At 66.2% G+C, this 17,506-nt stretch carries 16 protein-coding genes; 11 read left to right on the forward strand and 5 right to left on the reverse strand.

Annotation, left to right across the window (positions count from 1 at the left end; genetic code table 11):
- Together ACWIGM_RS08285 and ACWIGM_RS08290 are read right to left on the reverse strand one after the other, a co-directional pair.
- Complete coding sequence (locus ACWIGM_RS08285; protein ID WP_454025407.1) at positions 1-1,131, reverse strand: aminotransferase class I/II-fold pyridoxal phosphate-dependent enzyme; 1,131 nt, start codon at positions 1,129-1,131, stop codon at positions 1-3.
- Complete coding sequence (locus ACWIGM_RS08290) at positions 1,128-2,303, reverse strand: M20 aminoacylase family protein (protein ID WP_454025408.1); 1,176 nt, start codon at positions 2,301-2,303, stop codon at positions 1,128-1,130. The genes ACWIGM_RS08285 and ACWIGM_RS08290 overlap by 4 nt, the downstream gene beginning before the upstream one ends.
- Positions 2,304-2,381: 78 nt before the next feature.
- Here ACWIGM_RS08290 and ACWIGM_RS08295 point away from each other — a divergent pair, with 78 nt between their 5' ends.
- Complete coding sequence (locus ACWIGM_RS08295; RefSeq protein WP_454025409.1) at positions 2,382-3,206, forward strand: AraC family transcriptional regulator; 825 nt, start codon at positions 2,382-2,384, stop codon at positions 3,204-3,206.
- 13 nt (positions 3,207-3,219) lie between these two features.
- Here the strand turns inward: ACWIGM_RS08295 and ACWIGM_RS08300 are convergent, their stop codons facing one another.
- Positions 3,220-3,930: an outer membrane protein gene (locus ACWIGM_RS08300; protein WP_454025410.1), complete on the reverse strand. Its 711-nt coding sequence runs from the start codon at positions 3,928-3,930 to the stop codon at positions 3,220-3,222.
- A 209-nt stretch (positions 3,931-4,139) separates the two neighbouring features.
- Between ACWIGM_RS08300 and ACWIGM_RS08305 the strand changes: the two genes are divergently transcribed.
- From ACWIGM_RS08305 to ACWIGM_RS08320, 4 genes are all read left to right on the forward strand, one after another.
- A complete protein-coding gene (locus ACWIGM_RS08305; protein WP_454025411.1) occupies positions 4,140-5,159 on the forward strand; it encodes a YihY/virulence factor BrkB family protein in 1,020 nt (339 codons plus the stop codon).
- 118 nt (positions 5,160-5,277) lie between these two features.
- Positions 5,278-5,649, forward strand: a complete 372-nt coding sequence (locus ACWIGM_RS08310; RefSeq protein ID WP_454025412.1) for a DUF423 domain-containing protein — start codon at positions 5,278-5,280, stop codon at positions 5,647-5,649.
- Positions 5,650-5,738: 89 nt separating this feature from the next.
- Positions 5,739-6,635, forward strand: a complete 897-nt coding sequence (gene argB / locus ACWIGM_RS08315; protein ID WP_454025413.1) for an acetylglutamate kinase — start codon at positions 5,739-5,741, stop codon at positions 6,633-6,635.
- A gap of 143 nt (positions 6,636-6,778) precedes the next feature.
- On the forward strand, positions 6,779-7,534 hold the full coding sequence (locus tag ACWIGM_RS08320) for a pyrimidine 5'-nucleotidase (protein ID WP_454025414.1): 756 nt from the start codon (positions 6,779-6,781) through the stop codon (positions 7,532-7,534).
- Positions 7,535-7,661: 127 nt separating this feature from the next.
- Here ACWIGM_RS08320 and ACWIGM_RS08325 read toward each other — a convergent pair whose 3' ends face one another.
- Positions 7,662-8,996: an 8-oxoguanine deaminase gene (locus tag ACWIGM_RS08325; RefSeq protein ID WP_454025415.1), complete on the reverse strand. Its 1,335-nt coding sequence runs from the start codon at positions 8,994-8,996 to the stop codon at positions 7,662-7,664.
- Positions 8,997-9,267: 271 nt separating this feature from the next.
- Here ACWIGM_RS08325 and ACWIGM_RS08330 point away from each other — a divergent pair, with 271 nt between their 5' ends.
- The 6 genes from ACWIGM_RS08330 to ACWIGM_RS08355 all read left to right on the forward strand — a co-directional run bounded on the left by ACWIGM_RS08330 (position 9,268) and on the right by ACWIGM_RS08355 (position 16,883).
- Positions 9,268-10,857 (forward strand): ABC transporter substrate-binding protein, encoded by a 1,590-nt coding sequence (locus tag ACWIGM_RS08330; protein ID WP_454025416.1) that lies wholly within the window; start codon positions 9,268-9,270, stop codon positions 10,855-10,857.
- Between the two features lie 162 nt (positions 10,858-11,019).
- On the forward strand, positions 11,020-12,636 hold the full coding sequence (locus ACWIGM_RS08335; protein WP_454025417.1) for an ABC transporter substrate-binding protein: 1,617 nt from the start codon (positions 11,020-11,022) through the stop codon (positions 12,634-12,636).
- A gap of 283 nt (positions 12,637-12,919) precedes the next feature.
- The gene (locus tag ACWIGM_RS08340; RefSeq protein ID WP_454025418.1) at positions 12,920-13,930 is read left to right on the forward strand and encodes an ABC transporter permease subunit; all 1,011 of its coding nucleotides are present in this window, start codon (positions 12,920-12,922) and stop codon (positions 13,928-13,930) included.
- Between the two features lie 40 nt (positions 13,931-13,970).
- Positions 13,971-14,876 (forward strand): ABC transporter permease subunit, encoded by a 906-nt coding sequence (locus tag ACWIGM_RS08345; protein ID WP_454025419.1) that lies wholly within the window; start codon positions 13,971-13,973, stop codon positions 14,874-14,876.
- A 4-nt stretch (positions 14,877-14,880) separates the two neighbouring features.
- On the forward strand, positions 14,881-15,903 hold the full coding sequence (locus tag ACWIGM_RS08350) for an ABC transporter ATP-binding protein (RefSeq protein WP_454025420.1): 1,023 nt from the start codon (positions 14,881-14,883) through the stop codon (positions 15,901-15,903).
- Entirely contained in the window at positions 15,900-16,883 is a 984-nt protein-coding gene (locus ACWIGM_RS08355; protein ID WP_454025421.1) for a peptide ABC transporter ATP-binding protein, read from the forward strand. Before ACWIGM_RS08350 ends, ACWIGM_RS08355 begins: the two co-directional genes overlap by 4 nt.
- Before the next feature lie 62 nt (positions 16,884-16,945).
- On the opposite strand, the gene ACWIGM_RS08360 is transcribed toward ACWIGM_RS08355, so the two are convergent.
- Positions 16,946-17,506: ATP-binding cassette domain-containing protein (locus tag ACWIGM_RS08360; RefSeq protein ID WP_454025422.1), on the reverse strand; the 561-nt coding region annotated here is incomplete at its 5' end.

Below are 17,506 nucleotides of genomic sequence, written 5' to 3' on the forward strand. Positions count from 1 at the left end.
TCAACCCGTCTCGGCGAAGGCCGTCGCCAGAGCCGCCGCCGCCTCGTCGAGTTCGGCCGTCCCATGCGCAGCGCTGACCTGCAGACGCAGCCGCGCCTCGCCCTGCGCCACGATCGGGAAGGACACGGCCGGGGCGAAGACCCCCGCTCGGGTCAGGCGCATGGTCATCGCCCGCGCCCGTCCCTCGCTACCGACCTTCACGGCGGTGATGGCGCTGTCGCTGTCATGGCAGGCGAGCGCATAGAAGCGCAGCGCCTCGCGCAAATGCGCGACATTGCGCCAGAGCCGCTCGCGCGGACCGGGATCGTCGCGGCAGATCTTCAGCGCCGTCAGCGCCGTCGCTGCATTCGCCGTCGTCATCCCCATGGTGAAGATCCAACTGCGCGACTTTCCCTTCAGCGTCTCGATCAGCGCGCGCGGCCCGGCGACGAAGCCGCCGCTGGCGCCGCCCAGCGCCTTCGACAATGAACCGGTCAGCAGCAGGTCGGGCGCGCCATTGGCGAGCCCGCACAGCGGCGCGGTGCCGGTACCGCCAGGCCCGACCACACCGGTCGCATGCGCCTCGTCGATCATCAGCAGCGCATCGAACTCACGCGCCAGCGCCTGGATTTCCGGCAATGGCGCCGCCCCGCCTTCCATACTGAAGATGCCGTCGGTGACGATCAGCCGGCGCTTCGCCCGCCTCGTCCCCTCCAGCGCCCGGCGCAGGCCGGCGATGTTGCGGTTCTCATAGGTCTCGATGTCAGCGCGGCTGAGCCGGCAGCCATCGATGATGCTGGCATGGTTCAGCCGGTCGGAGATGATGACGTCGCCGGCGCCGACCAATGTCGTCAGCACCCCGCCATTGGCGCTGCCGCCGGAGGAGAACAACGCCACCGCCTCGACACCAAGGAAAGAGGCGAGGTTCTCCGCCAGCGCCTCGTGCAATGGCGTCGTCGCAAAGACCGGGTAGATCCCGGTCCCGCTGCCATAGAGCCGCAGCGCCTCATTGGTCGCCGCCAGTACGCGCTCATCGGTCGAGAGGCCGAGATAGTCGTTGGCGCCGAGCATGATCGTATCGACGCCGTCGAGCAGGATGCGCCCGCCACAGCGGCGTTCGATCATCCGGCGAGCGGGGACATGCGCGTTCATGGCGCGGCCTTCGGCAAGGCGCTGGCAACGAGGTTCTGCCAGTAGCGCAGGACATGCGGGACGATTGCATCGTTGAAAACGTAGCGGTCGCCATGCAGGCCTTCGCCGGGGCCGACCTCGCCGGCGCCGACCCAGGCATAGCAGCCGCTCGCGGCGCGGATCATGAAGGCGAAATCCTCGCAGCCCAGGCTCGGCTTGAACTCGGTCGAAACATTCTGCAACCCGACCGCCGCGGCGGCGGCCCGCGCCGCCAGCGCGGCCGCCTCGGTACTGTTGATCACCGGCGGATAGCCCCGCTTGTAGTCGAGTGTCGCGGTGACGCCATGCGAGGCGGCAACGCCCTGCGCGATCTCGCCGAGCAGCCGCTCGCAGAGATCCGACAATGCCGGATCGAAGAAGCGGCAGGTGCCTTGAAGCCAGACCTCCTTGGGCACGATGTTGCCGACATTGCCGCCATGGACCTGCGTCAGGCTGACGACGATCGGCGTCTGCGGGTCGACGGCGCGCGAGACGATACGCTGCACGCTCTGGATGAAGGCCCCGGCGGCGAGGATCGGATCGTCGCCGAGATGCGGCATGGCGACATGGGCGCCGAGGCCGGAGAAGCGCAACTCGAAATTGTCGACCGCCGCCATCTGTGCCCCGGTGCGGGCCGCGATCGTGCCGAAGGGCACGCCCGGCCAATTGTGCACGGCATAGACGGCCTCGACCGGGAAGCGCTCGAACAGCCCGGCCTCGATCATCTTCATGCTGCCGCCCTCGTTCTCCTCGGCTGGCTGGAAGATGAAATGGACGGTGCCGTCGAAATCCGGGGTCTCGCTCAGGAGCTTGGCCGCCCCGAGCAGCATGGCGCTATGGCCGTCATGGCCGCAGGCATGCATCACGCCCTCCGTCTTCGAGGCGTAGGGCAGTCCCGTGCGCTCGATCACCGGCAGCGCGTCGAGCTCGGCGCGCAGGCCGATGGCGCGCTTGCCGGAGCCCGAACGCAGCGTCCCGACGACGCCGGTTCCGCCGATGCCCTCCTGCACCTCGAGGCCGAAGGAGCGCAGCTTCTCGGCGACGAAGCGCGCGGTTTCGACCTCCTGGAAACCGAGCTCGGGATTGGCGTGGATGTGATGGCGCCAGGAGACGACCTCTGGCGTCAGCTTGGCGATCGGGTCATTGTGCAGCATGGTTCTCTCCTGTCCGTGCCCCAGGATTAGGAGAGCGGGCCGGGCAGCGTCTTGAACCAGATTGACCCGATTGGATCGATGAGCGAGCCGCGACAGGAGAGTCAGGCGTTCTGGCGCCACGCCGCCTTCCGGGAGCTCGGCCTGCTCGCGGCGCGCTTTCGCGAGCACCGCTATGACCGCCACACCCATGAAGGCTATGTCATCGCGCTGATCACCGAGGGCTGCGAGCGCGTCCGCGTCGGCAAAGAAGAGGTGCTGGCCCCGGCCGGCTCGGTGCTCGTCGTCAATCCCGAGGAATGGCACGATGGCGAGGCCGGCGCCGAGCAGGGCTGGGCCTACCGCACCTTCTACCCCTCTGTGGCGCTGCTTTCGGAGGTCGCGAACGAGCTCGGGCAGCCTAACGTGCCGCTCTTTCCACGAGCCCTGCTAGACGATCCCGAACTGTCCCGGCTGCTCGCAGCGGCCCATGCGGAATCGACCTCATCGGACGCGACCCGCGCCGAAGCCTCCCTGCTGACGGCGCTACGCCGATTGATCCTGCAGCATGGCGACAGCGACCGACCGACCGAGCCGCTTGATCGCTCAGGTTCGCAACGCCGCTTCGCCCGCTATGAGGAGGTAATCGAGACAGGGCTCGCCGACGAACTCGACCTGCAGGCCCTCGCCACGGCTGCCGGCGTCACCCGCTTCCAGGTCATCCGTGACTTCAAGAAGCTGACCGGCTCGACACCTGCCATTTTCATCCGTGACCGCCGCCTGCGCCGCGCCAATCGCTTGATCCAGGAGGGCGCCAGCCTGGCGGACGCCGCTTTCGCCGCCGGCTTTTCCGACCAGAGCCATCTCTCGCGCAGCTTCCGCGCCGTGCATGGCATCACGCCCGGCATGTTCCGCAAGGCGGGCTGAAGCGCAGGGTCTCTCAGAACTTGTAGGCGAGGCTGGCGCGCACCGCGTGCGCCGACGGCTCGTGCTCGACGGTCCGGCCGAGATAGGCGCCCATCCCGACATGATCGAAGCGGCCATAGTCGGTGTAGCGATAGTCGAGGCCGAGGATCAGATTGTCGGTCAGTGCGTAGTCGACACCGCCGCCGACCGTCCAGCCGGTCCTGGAGGAATTGATCGTATCGGTCAGGCCCGCGAGCGGGCTGACATAGGCGTATTCGAGCTTGGTGAAGGCCACGCCACCGGTGGCGTAGACCAGGATGCGGTCGAGGCTGTAGCCGAGGCGGGCGCGCACCGAACCCTGCCAGTCCTGCCGCACGCGGGTAACGCCGCCGAGATCGCCCTGGCCGGCATGGGCGCTCATGCCTTCGATATCGCCCTCGACCCCGACCACGATCGCACCGAGCTGATAGTTGAAACCGAGGCGGGCGCCGCCGATGAAGGAGGACGGGCTGTAGTCGAAAGAGCGGCCGAGCGACACGCGGCCGGCCGTCGCGAATTCGCTGGCCCGATCCGAGCCCCAGGAATAGCCGACCTGACCGCCGAGATAGATGCCGCTCCAGTTGTAGAAGGTCGGCAGCTCCGGCGCCGGCGGCAGGACGCCCCTCCCGCGCAGATCAGCCGCCAGGGAAGCACCACCAGCCAACAGGGCGACAGCTGCGATGGAGGCTTTCAGCAGGGCTTTCATTAAAATCTCGACTCGAATGACGGCGGCTTCCAGGACGGGTGATCCGGCCGGTGCCGCGACGGCGTCAGGAGCGCGATTATGAAAATGTTAAGGTTAACGAACCTCTAAGCAGCAGCACCCACGCCCGCCTGCCGGAACGAAAACGCCTGCCGCAACGTTGCCAGCGCGATGGAGCTGTCTAGGATCGACTGCCCCTGGACGGAGCGCGCATGGCCTATTTCAAGCGACTGACGGGCGCTGCCGGGCTCGCGGCTGTGGTCGCGGGCTATGTGCATGGCCTGGTCTCGCGACGGGTCGGCGAACCCCTGCGCCAGGCGAGACGTGGCCGCGGTGCCAGGAGCCCGATCACCCTGCCCTGGCGCGGCTGGAAGGATGTGCTGCTGCGCTTCAGCGCCCGCATCCAGGAAGCGCGGGTGCTGTCGCTCGCCGGCGCCGTCGCCTTCTTCACCTTGCTCTCGCTAGTCCCGGCCTTGTCACTGCTGGTGACGCTGTACGGCATGCTGACCGACCCGGTGACGATCGTCGGCCAGCTCGACGACGTCACCATCGTCTTCCCGCTGGCGGCGCGCGAACTGATCCGCGAGCAGGCGATCAGGCTGTCGAGCCAGGGCACCGCCAATCTCTCGCTGACCTTCCTGATCAGCTTCCTCATCGCGGTCTGGAGCGCCAATGCCGCGATGAAGGCGGCCTTCGATGCGCTCAACATCATCTACGGCGTGCGCGAGCGCCGCGGCTTCATCCGACTCAACCTGGTCTCCCTGGCGACGACGCTGAGCGCACTGGTCGTGCTCATCCTGGCGCTGTCCCTGATCGCGAGCCTGCCGGTGGTGACGGCGCTCTTCCCCTTCGGCCACCAACTGGAGGTGCTGATCCGCTGGCTGCGCTGGCCCGCCTTCTTCCTCGTCGGCATCACCGCGATCGGCTGCCTCTACTGGATCGGGCCGAGCCGCAAGCCGCCGCGCTTCGCCTGGGTGCTGCCTGGCGCCATCGCCGCTGCCCTGCTCTGGGTCGCAGCCTCAATCGGCTTCTCCTTCTATGTCAGCACGCTCGGCCGCTACACTGCAACCTATGGCTCGCTCGCGACCATCGTCGTGTTCATGACCTGGCTCTGGCTTTCGGCGACGATCGTGCTGGCTGGCGCCGAGCTCAATGCCGAGCTCGAGCATCAGAGCCGCCATGGCTCGGCACCGGCGCCGGTGACGCAACTCAGCCGCAACGCGCCGGGCTGAGGCTGCGCTCCCAACTGGAGCATGATGCCACAGCCGCACCGGCTTGACCTTGTCCGCGACCGCAGCGTCTGCTCATCAGCACGAAGGCCCCTGCGTGGCCAACCACACGGATATGCCCATGATCACCGCGACCCGCATCCACCTCACCATCGCCATGCTGATGGGACTGTCAGGCGTGACGCTGCTCGCGGCCGGCACGCATTCCGGAGCGTCCGACAACGTCCAGATCGCTGGCCAGATGCTGCTCTTCCATGCCCCTGCGGTGATCGCCGCTTGCGCAGCCCGGCGGGCCGAACTGCTGGCCGACTGGCCGGCGCGGCTTGCGATCTCGCTGCTGATCCTCGGAGTCGCGCTGTTTTCCGCCGATCTTGCGATGCGCGGTTTCCATGGCGAACGGCTCTTCCTCGGTGCCGCGCCCGCCGGCGGCTTCATGATGCTCGGCGGCTGGCTCGGGCTCGCCCTCGCGGCTCTGTTCTCCAAGCGCGCCTGACCGGCATCGCGGCGCTTTCGCAGCCTTTCGTCTTCAGTTAGAACGCGGCGCGGCGCGGCTGCCTCCCTGCGCCTTCGCGGAGCCTGCCGATGAACGCCCCTCACAATCTCACGCCCTCGCAAGCCGCCGAACTGCTGGTCCAGGCGCTGCCACACATGCAGCGCTATGACCAGGAGGTCATCGTGATCAAGTATGGCGGCAACGCCATGGGCAACGCCGCCACTGCCGAGGATTTCGCCGAGGACGTAGTGCTGCTCGAACAGTCCGGCCTGAAGCCGGTGGTCTGCCATGGCGGCGGGCCGCAGATCGCCCGCATGCTGGAGAAGCTCGGCATCAAGTCCGAGTTCAAGCAGGGCCTGCGCGTCACCGACGCCGCCACCGTCGACGTCGTCGAGATGGTCCTCGCCGGTTCGGTCAACAAGGAGATTGTCGGCTATATCTCACGCGAAGGCGGCAAGGCGATCGGGCTCTGCGGCAAGGACGGCAACATGGTGACCGCCAGGAAGGCGACCCGCACCATCGTCGACCCCGATTCGAAGATCGAGCAGGTGCTCGACCTCGGCTTCGTCGGCGAGCCCGAGACGGTAGACACCACCGTGCTCAAGGCGATCCTGAAGGAAGAGCTGATCCCGGTGCTGGCGCCGGTCTGCGCCGCCGCCGACGGTCAGACCTACAACGTCAACGCCGACACCTTCGCCGGCGCGATCGCGGGTGCGCTGGGTGCCAAGCGCCTGCTGCTGCTCACCGACGTGCCGGGCGTGCTCGACAAGGACAAGCAGCTGATCCCCGAGCTCACCATCGAGCAGTGCCGGCGCCTGATCGCCGACGGCACCATCTCCGGCGGCATGATCCCGAAGATCGAGACCTGCATCTACGCGCTGGAGAAGGGCGTCGAGGCCGTCGTCATCCTCGACGGCAAGGTTCCGCATGCGGCGCTGATCGAGCTCTTCACCGATACCGGCTCGGGCACGATCATCCGGAAGTAAGCGGCTGCAGATCGGACGTGGGCCCCTTCTCCCACCCGGGAGAAGGGGCCCACGCGGCTCCCTCATCTGGACGACCTCATCGTCGCAAGGACTTTGCAAGCATCTTGCATGTCATGATGGCTGCCCCCACATGACATGCCCCCATGAACCAGAACGCATCAATCACCACCGCCATCCCGCTCCTGCCGGAGCAGGCGGCGTTCGGCCATGTCGACCACTGGATCTTCGACCTCGACAACACGCTCTATTCGCACGAGGCGCAGGTCTGGCCGCAGGTCAATGAGCGGATCAGTCTCTACCTGCTCCAGCTCTTCGGGCTCGACGGCCTCTCCGCGCATGAACTGCGCCGCTACTACTATGAGCGCTACGGCACGACGCTGAACGGGCTGATGTCGGAGCACGGCGTCGATCCCGACGACTTCCTTGCCTTCGCCCACGACATCGACCTGTCGATGCTCGATCCCAATCCCGATCTCGGCGCGGCGATCGCCGCCCTGCCCGGCCGCAAGCTGATCCTGACCAATGGCTCGCGCGGCCATGCCGAGAACGTCGCCGGCAAGCTCGGCATCCTCCACCATTTCGAGGACATTTTCGACATCGTCGAGGCCGGCTTCCTGCCCAAGCCGGAGCGGGCGACCTACGAGAACTTCCTCGCCAAGCATGCGGTCGATCCCGCACGTGCGGCGATGTTCGAGGACATCGACAAGAACCTGATCGTGCCGAACGACCTCGGCATGAAGACGGTGCTGATCGTGCCGCGCACGACCGATCCCTTCCGCGACGCCTCGGAGCAGGCCGTGGTCGAAGCCGCCCACGTCCACTTCGTCACCGATGACCTGACCGGGTTCCTCAAGCCGCTGATGCGGGCAGAACTCCCTCCGTTTCCGGTTTCCAAATAGATCGAGGTCATCCCGGGCGACCGAAGGGAGACCCGGGGTCCATTCCTGAACGTCTTTCGGAAAGGCTCCGGAATGAGTTCCGGATCGGCGCCACTTCATGGCTTGTCCGGGACGACTTCCGGAAGGCTCAGGCGTAACGCTCCGCCGCAAGCCCATGCGCCCGGCGCAGACTTGTGAGATCGAGCCCCGGGATCTCGCCATCGATCACCCGCCAGCGCCCGCCGACCATGACGCGATCGGCGCGGTTCGCACCGCACAGCACCAGCGCCGCGATCGGGTCATGCGCGCCCGAGAAACGCAGCTCGTCGAGCCGATAGAAGGCAAGATCGGCCTGCATGCCCGGCGCGATCCGGCCGATATCGGAACGTCCCAGGCAGCGCGCCGAGCCTTCCGTCGCCCAGCGGATCGTATCGCGCGCCGTCACCGCACTGGCGCTCCTGTAGTGCAGCCGGTTGATCAGGAGCGCGTGACGCAATTCCTCCATCAGGTTCGAGCCGTCATTGCTGGCCGAGCCGTCGACACCGAGGCCGACAGGCGCACCAGCCGCCTCCAGCTCGCGTGTCTTGCAGAAGCCCGAGGCGAGCACGCCGTTCGAGGTCGGGCAATGGCAGACACCGACCCCGGCCTTGCCCAGTCGCTCGCATTCCTCGCAGGAGAAATGGATGCCGTGCGCCAGCCAGGTTTTTGGCCGCATCCAGCCAGCCTCTTCCAGAAGGTCGAGCGGGCGCTTGCCATAGACCTCCCGGCAATAGGCGTCCTCATCCTCGGTCTCCGCCAGATGGGTGTGCAGCGGCGCATCGAAGCGCGTCGCCAATTCTGCCGAGGCCGCCATCAGCGAGGTCGTCACCGAGAACGGCGAACAGGGCGCGAGCGCGATCTGCACCATGCTGCCGGGCTTGGGATCATGGAACAGGGAAAGCACCCGCTCGCAATCGGCAAGGATGGTGTCCTCGTCCTGCACGACCTCGTCCGGCGGCAGGCCGCCATCCTTCTGCGACAGGTTCATCGAGCCGCGTGAGATGGTGACGCGGATGCCGAGCGCCCGCGCCTCCTCGACGGCGATGTCGACGGCGTTCTCCAGCCCGGCCGGATAAAGGTAGTGATGATCGGCCGCCGTGGTACAGCCGGAGAGCAGGAGCTCGACCAATGCGGCACGCACCGCGAGCCGCAGGTCCTCTGGCCGCAGGCGCGCCCAGAGCGGGTAGAGCACCTTCAGCCAGGGAAAGAGCTCGCGGTCGATCGCGGCCGGATGGGCGCGGGTCAGCGTCTGGTAGAAATGATGGTGGGTGTTGATCAAGCCGGGCAACACGACATGGGTCGAAGCATCGAAGCTCTCGGTCACCGGTAGGGCCGGATAGGCCCCGCTCGCGACCAGCTCGACGATCACCCCGTCCTCGACCACCACCCCGCCCCCGGCATTCTCGGCAAGGATGGCGAGCGGGTTCCTGATCCAGATGCGCATGGTGGGTCCGGCGCTCAGTGATTCTCTTGGAATGTCATAGGCTTGCCCGGTGGCCAAGGCCAGCCCGGCAGGTTGGGTCTTCCGGATGAGGCTTTTGCGTGCTCCGGCGCAAAAACACACGCCCAGGATGAGCCTTGGACGACTGTTCGCGCCCGCCAACTTTCAATAAGCTGTTGGCAAGGCGGCCCACGGTATTCCGTTCGCGAGGCTTCCGGTCCAACGGGGAAAACGTTCGCCTTGCGAGGCGAAGCGTGGCTCAAGGAGAGATTCCATGAAGAAATTATTGCTGGCGGCGCTGTCGGCCTCGGCGCTGATGGCGGCGCAGCCGCTGGCCGCCAAGACGCTGGTCTATTGCTCGGAAGGCAGCCCGGAGAATTTCGCGCCGAGCGTCAACACCACCGGCACGTCCTTCGACGCCAACACCCAGATCTACGACACCATCGTCCAGTTCGAGCGCGGCGGCGTAAAGGTCCAGCCGGCCCTGGCGGAGAAGTGGGACGTCTCGCCGGATGGCCTGACCTACACCCTCCACCTGCGCAAGAACGTGAAGTGGCATTCGAACAAGAACTTCAAGCCGACGCGCGACTTCAATGCCGACGACGTGATGTTCATGTTCGAGCGGCAGTGGAAGGAAGCGCACCCCTATTACAAGGTGACCAGCTCGAACCACTCCTACTTCAACGACATGGGCCTGCCCAAGCTGCTGAAGGCGATCGAGAAGGTCGATGACTACACCGTCAAGATCACGCTGAACCAGCCCGAGGCGCCCTTCCTCGCCGACCTCGCCATGCAATATGCCGGCGTGCAGTCGAAGGAATACGCCGATGCGATGCTGAAGGCCGGCACGCCCGAGAAGCTCGACCAGGAGCCGGTCGGCACCGGCGCGTTCTATCTGGTGCAGTACCAGAAGGACGCGATCATCCGCTACAAGGCCTTCCCCGAGTACTGGGCCGGCAAGGCCAAGATCGACGACCTCATCTTCGCGATCACGCCTGACGCCTCGGTGCGCTGGGCCAAGCTGCAGAAGGGCGAATGCCATGTCATGCCCTATCCGAACCCGGCCGATCTCGACGCCATCAAGAAGGACGCCAACGTCCAGATCCTGGAGCAGCCGGGCCTGAACATCGGCTATCTCGCCTACAACACCACCAAGAAGCCCTTCGACGACGTCAAGGTCCGCCGCGCCGTCAACAAGGCGATCAACAAGAAGGCGATCATCGACGCGGTCTACCTCTCGAGCGGCGTCGCCGCGACCAACCCGATCCCGCCGACGATGTGGTCCTATAACGAGACCATCAAGGACGACCCCTTCGATCCGGAAGCCGCCAAGAAGGAGTTGGCCGATGCCGGCTATCCGAACGGGCTTGAGATCGACCTCTGGGCGATGCCGGTGCAGCGTCCGTACAACCCCAACGCCAAGCGCATCGCCGAATTGATGCAGGCAGACCTCGCCAAGGTCGGAGTCAAGGCCGAGATCAAGACCTTCGAATGGGGCGAGTACCGCAAGCGCCTGCAGGCGGGCGAGCACCAGACCGGCATGTTCGGCTGGACCGGCGACAATGGCGATCCGGACAACTTCCTGCATACCCTGCTCGGCTGCGACGCCTCCAAGAACAATGGCGGCAACGTCGCCAAGTTCTGCTACCAGCCCTTCGACGAGCTTGTGACGAAGGCCAAGACGATCACCGACCAGGCCGAGCGCGAGAAGCTCTATCGGCAGGCGCAGGTGATCTTCAAGGAGCAGGCGCCCTGGTTCACCATCGCCCATGCGGTCCAGCTCAAGCCGGTCCGCAAGGAAGTCATCGACTTCAAGCTCTCGCCGTTCAGCCGCCACGTCTTCTACGGCGTCGACATCAAGTAAGCTCGGCTTGTGAGCTACCCGTCATCCCGTGCCGGCTATTGGCACGGGATGACGCTCGACAGACGGCGCGGCCCGCATGGGCCGCGCCCTCCCAGGCCGGAAGACGACGGGGCATGAGGCTTCGCGCCCGATCCGGTCGCTGCCTGCCCCCGAGAGATCGCCATGACCCGATCCGCCCGTCCTCTCGCTCTGGCCCTCGGCCTCGGCGCCCTGCTGCTGCCCGCCATCGCCAGCGCCCAGGCGCTCGTCGTCTGCTCGGAAGCCAGTCCCGACTTCCTCAATCCGCAGTTCAGCAGCCAGAACACTGCCTATGATGTGGCGGCGCAGATCTATGAGCGATTGACAGCAACGCAGCGCGGCGGCTCGCAGATCATCCCGAGCCTGGCCGAGTCATGGACGATCTCGGATGACGCGCTGAGCTACACCTTCAAGCTGCGCAAGGGCGTGAAATGGCACGCCAGCAAGAGCTTCACCCCAACGCGCGAGTTCAACGCCGACGACGTGCTGTTCTCGTTCAACCGCATGCTCGATGCCAACCACCCCTACAACAAGGTCGGCAGCGGCAATTACCAGTTCTTCGGCGAGATCGTGAAGCCGAGCCTGAAGGCGGTCGAGAAGGTCGACGACCACACCGTCCGGATCGTCCTGACCAAGCCGAACGCGCCGCTGCTGTCGGCACTCTCGGTCGAGCCGATGTCGATCCTCTCGGCCGAATACGCGGCAGCGATGAGCAAGGCCGGCACGCCCGAGCAGATCGACTTCGCCTCGATCGGCACCGGCCCGTTCTCGCTGCTCTCATACCAGAAGGACGCGGTGATCCGCTTCAAGGCGGTGCCGGACCATTGGACCAAGGCCGCCGGCGACCGCGACCGCATGGCGCTGGTCAACGACCTGATCTTCGTGATCACCCCCGATGCTGCCGTCCGCTTCGCCAAGGTCCGCTCCGGCGAATGCCAGATCGCGCGCTATCCCAATCCCGGCGACCTGGCCGCGATGAAGACCGAACCGACCATCAACGTGCTGCAGGGCAGCATCGCCGACCAGAGCTTCCTCGCCTTCAACCAGCAGAAGAAGCCCTTCGGCGACAAGCGCGTGCGTGAGGCTTTGGCCTATGCCACCAACATCCCGGCGATCATCGACGCCGTCTACCAGGGCACCGGCAAGCAGACCGCCTCGGCGGTGCCGCCCTCGCTCTGGTCGCATGATCCCGACCTCAAGCCGCGTCCCTATGACCCCGAGAAGGCCAAGGCGCTGCTCAAGGAGGCCGGCTATCCCGACGGCTTCGAGACGACGCTCTGGGCCATCCCGGTCGTGCGCGCCTATATGCCGAACGGCCGGCGCGCCGCAGAATTGATCCAGGCCGACTGGGCCAAGATCGGCGTCAAGGCGACGATCCAGACCTTCGAATGGGGCGAATACCTCAAGCGCGGCCGCGCCGGCGAGCACGAGGTCGGCATGTTCGGCTACACCTGGGACTATCCCGACCCGAGCCAGATCCTGCTCACCGGCTGGACCTGCGAAGGCGTGGCGACCGGCGCCAACCGGGCGCGCTGGTGCAACAAGGAGGCTTCGGACGCTCTCGCCAAGGCCAGCTCTATCACCGACCAGGCCGAGCGCGGCAAGCTCTACAAGCGCTTCCAGGAAATCTTCCACGAAGATGTCGCCGGTCTGCTCTTCGCCAACGCGCAGGCTTTCACGCCGGTGCGCAAGGAGGTGAAGGATTACAAGATTCACTTTTTCGGCGGGCAGCCCTTCTACGGCGTCTCGGTCGGCAAATAAATCTCTGCACCGAATAACTCCAGCGCCGGCATGGCAATCATTGCTTTGCCGGCGTGAAGTCTATTCCTAACATTGCGCTGCCTGACGCGAGTGTTTTTCGAGTCTTGCGTCGAGAGCAGACGCCAATCTGCTCCCCGACCCCAGCGATCCACCGATTTTGTAGCCGCGTTCTTGATCTTTCCAGCGTTCTGGTGTTTGCGCTCCGCCAGAATTCGAACTTGAATAAGCTCAGAAGGCAGGCCGCCGCGCGACGAAACGCCCGGCCCATAAGACTGGCACAACCATGCTTCGCTTCATCCTGACCAGGGTCAGCCTCGTCATCCCGACCTTCATCGGCATCACGCTGCTGGCCTTCTTCCTGGTCCGGCTCGTGCCGGGCGACCCGATCGAGACCATGGCCGGCGAGCGCGGCATCGACGCCGCCCGCCACGCGCAATTGCTGAAGGAATACGGCCTCGACCAGCCGCTTCTCGTCCAGTACGGCCGCTATATCGAGCGCGTGGTGCAGGGCGATCTCGGCAAGTCGATCGTGACGCGCGACAGCGTCCTCTCCGAATTCGGCCAGCTCTTCCCGGCCACCATCGAGCTCGCGCTCTGTGCCATCCTGCTCGCGCTGATCATCGGCCTGCCGGCCGGCATCATCGCCGCAGTGAAGCGAAACTCGATCTTCGATCATGGCGTGATGGGCATCTCGCTCACCGGCTACTCCATGCCGATCTTCTGGTGGGGCCTGCTGCTGATCCTGTTGTTCTCGGTCCAGCTCGGCATCACCCCGGTCTCCGGGCGCATCGCGGTGCAGTACTTCATCGAACCGGTCACCGGCTTCCTCACCATCGACAGCCTGCTCGCCGGCGATATCGACGCCTTCTGGTCGGCTTTGTCGCATCTGGTGCTGCCGGCGATCGTGCTCGGCACCGTGCCGCTCGCCGTCATCGCGCGGATGACCCGCTCGGCCATGCTGGAAGTGCTCGGCGAGGACTACATCCGCACCGCCCGTGCCAAGGGCATGGCCCCCCTCCGGGTCGTCGCCCTGCACGGGCTGCGCAATGCACTGATCCCGGTCGTCACGGTGATCGGCCTGCAGGTCGGCACGCTCTTCACCGGCGCGATCCTGACCGAGACGATCTTCTCCTGGCCAGGCGTCGGCAAATGGCTGATCGAGGCGATCAGCCGGCGCGACTATCCCGTCCTCCAGGGCGGCACGCTGCTGCTCGGCATGGTCGTGATGAGCGTCAACCTCCTGGTTGACCTGCTCTACGGCGTGATCAACCCCCGCATCAGGCACGCCCGATGACCCACCTTTCGTCCCTTCGCTCCCATTGGAGCCTTCGCCCATGAGCGCCGAGACCTTGCAAGCCCCTGCCGTGCCCGCAGGCACGCCGCCGCACCCCGCCCGCGAGTTCTGGAGCTATTTCAGTGCCAATCGCGGCGCCGTCGCTGGCCTCGTCGTCATCGGGATCGTCTTGTTCTGCGCGCTGTTTGCGCCGCTGATCGCCCCGCACGATCCCAACCTGACCAACAATGCCGTCTTCCTGAAGCCGCCCTTCTGGCAGGAAGGCGGTTCGCTCTCCTATCCGCTCGGCACCGATGCGATTGGCCGCGACATCCTCTCGCGGCTCATCTACGGCGCGCGGCTCTCGCTCGTCATCGGCATTGCCGTCGTCGCCATCGCCATCGTCGTCGGCGTCGTGCTCGGCCTCGTCGCCGGCTTCTTCAAGGGCATCGCCGACATCGCGATCATGCGCGTGATGGACATCCTGATGACGATGCCGAGCCTGCTGCTCGCCATCGTCATCGTCGCCATCCTCGGCCCCGGGCTGATGAACGCGATGCTCGCCGTCGCCATCGTCGTGCTGCCGCATTATGTCCGCATCACCCGCGCCGCCGTCATCGCCGAATCCTCGAAGGACTATGTCGTCGCCGCCCAGGTCAGCGGCGCGCAGACGCCCCGGCTGATGTTCTCGGAAATCCTGCCGAACTGCGCCGCGCCACTGATCGTGCAGGCGACGCTCGGCGTCTCCACCGCGATCCTCGACGCCGCCGCGCTCGGCTTCCTCGGCCTCGGCGCCCAGCCGCCGACCCCGGAATGGGGCACGATGCTCGCCGACGCCCGCGAATTCGTGCTGCGCGCCTGGTGGGTCGTCACCTTCCCGGGCCTCGCCATCCTGATCACCGTGCTCGCCTTCAACCTGCTCGGTGACGGGTTGCGCGACGCCCTCGATCCCAAATTGAAGCGCTGATCCCATGCCCCTGCTCGAGATCGAAAACCTCAGCGTCGAGTTCCCGACTTCGCAAGGGACCCTGCGCGCGGTCGACCGCATCGACCTCACCCTGGACGAAGGCGAAGTGCTCGGCGTCGTCGGCGAATCCGGCTCCGGCAAGTCAGTCACCATGCTCGCGCTGATGGGCCTCGTCGGCTATCCCGGCCGCGTCCGCGCCGACAAGCTCCGCTTCGACGGCCGCGACCTCCTGACCATGTCCGCCCGCGAGCGCCGCCAGCTCACCGGCAAGGACGTGGCGATGATCTTCCAAGAGCCGAGCACCAGCCTGAACCCCTGCTTCACCATCGGCTTCCAGCTCGCCGAGACGCTGCGCAAGCACGAAGGCATGGATCGTAAGGCAGCCAAGCGCCGCTCGATCGAGTTGCTTGAGCAGGTCGGCATTCCGGCCCCGGAGAGCCGCCTCAAGGCCTTCCCGCATCAGATGTCAGGCGGCATGAACCAGCGCGTCATGATCGCCATGGCGATCGCCTGCAATCCGCGCCTGCTGATTGCCGATGAGCCGACGACCGCGCTCGACGTCACCATCCAGGCGCAGATCCTCGACCTGCTGATGACGCTGCAGAAGGAGCGCGACATGGCGCTCGTCCTGATCACCCACAATATGGGCGTCGTCGCCGAGACCGCGCAGCGCATCATGGTGATGTATGCCGGGCAGATCATGGAGGAGCGCAAGGTCGACGCGCTGTTCTCCGCCCCGCAGCATCCCTATTCCGCCGCTTTGCTCGCCGCCTTGCCGGAACGCAGCGAGGGGGCGAACCGCCTCGCCACCATCCCCGGCATGGTGCCCGGGCTCAATGATCGCCCGAAGGGCTGCCTGTTCAGCCCGCGCTGCGCCTATGCCACCCAGCATTCGCGCAGCGTCCAGCCCGAGCTCCGGCCTTGGGCTGACGGGCATGTGCGCTGCCACTACCCGCTCGGCGATCTCCAGCGCGAGGCGGAGCGCGCCCGCGACGAAGCCGGCCTGACGACGGAGGCGGTGCGATGAGCACTCCCGTCATCGAAGCCCGCGACCTCGTCCAGACCTATCAGGTCAGACAGGGGTTGTTCCGCCCGCCGGCGCAATTGCAGGCGGTGAACAAGGTTTCCTTCGCCGTCGAGGCCGGTCGCACGCTGGCCGTTGTCGGCGAATCCGGTTGCGGGAAGTCGACGCTGGCACGCATGGCGACGTTGATCGAGAAGCCGACCTCCGGGTCGCTGACGCTCGACGGGCTCGACGCCGTCTCGCCGCCGGCGAGCGAGCAGCGCCGTCTGCGCCGCACCGTCCAGTTCGTCTTCCAGAACCCCTATGGCTCGCTCAACCCACGCAAGAAGATCGGCACGATCCTGGAGGAGCCGCTGCTGATCAACACTGACCTCTCCAAGGCCGAGCGCACCGAGAAGGCTCGCGCCATGATGGCCAAGGTCGGGCTGCGGCCGGAGCACTATGCCCGCTACCCGCACATGTTCTCGGGCGGCCAGCGCCAGCGCATCGCGATTGCCCGCGCGCTGATCCTCTCGCCCAAGGTAGTGGTCGCCGACGAGCCGGTCTCGGCGCTCGACATCTCGATCCAGGCGCAGGTCCTCAACCTGCTGGCCGACCTGCAGGACGAGCTCAAGCTCGCCTACCTCTTCATCTCGCATGATCTCAGCGTCGTCCGGCACATCGCCCATGACGTGATGGTGATGTATCTCGGCAATGCCATCGAGCACGGGCCGAAGGAGCGGATCTACGCCCGCCCCTTGCATCCCTACACGCAGGCGCTGCTCGCCTCGACGCCGCGTGTCGGCGGCGACAAGCGCGAGAAGATCGTGCTGCGCGGCGAGTTGCCCTCGCCGCTCAACCCGCCGACGGGCTGCGTCTTCTCGACCCGCTGTCCCTTCGTCACCGATCGCTGCCGGACCGAGCGCCCGCAGAAGCGCGAGATCGACGGACGGCAGGTCGCCTGCCACTACGCCGAGACCTTCCTGGCCAAGGCTGCGGCCTGACCGATCAGCCTGCGGCGCAGGCTGATCGGATCTGTCGGCATCCCATGAAGGTCGCCTTTTTCTCAGGCGACCTTTGCGATTTGGGGCTTTGTTTCCCACTCTTCGCCCCAGATCATGACGGCGTGTCCTGGCGAGACCTCGCGGTACTGGCGCACCGGCGGGACATAGTCGGCCGGGCGGATCGGGCTCTTGATCTCGTCGTTCGAGACCGGCCGCTTCTGCAGGCGCCGCGCCGGATCGGCGATCGGCACCGCCGCCAGCAATCGCTTGGTGTAGGGGTGCTGCGGGTTGCCGAAGATCGCCTCGCGCGGCCCGATCTCGACGATCTCGCCGAGATACATCACCGCGACACGGTGGCTGACCCGCTCGACCACCGCCATGTCATGCGAGATGAAGAGATAACCCAGCCCCATACGCGCCTGCAGGTCGAGCATCAGGTTGACCACCTGCGCCTTCACCGAGACGTCGAGCGCCGAGACCGCCTCGTCCGCCACGATCAGGCGCGGCTCGACCGCGAGCGCGCGCGCAATGCAGATGCGCTGGCGCTGGCCGCCCGAGAACTCGTGCGGGAAGCGGCTCGCCATCTCCGGCAGCAGGCCGACGCGCTTCAGGAGGTCGGCGAC

It is taken from the genome of Allobosea sp. NPDC055332 (genome assembly GCF_053645455.1).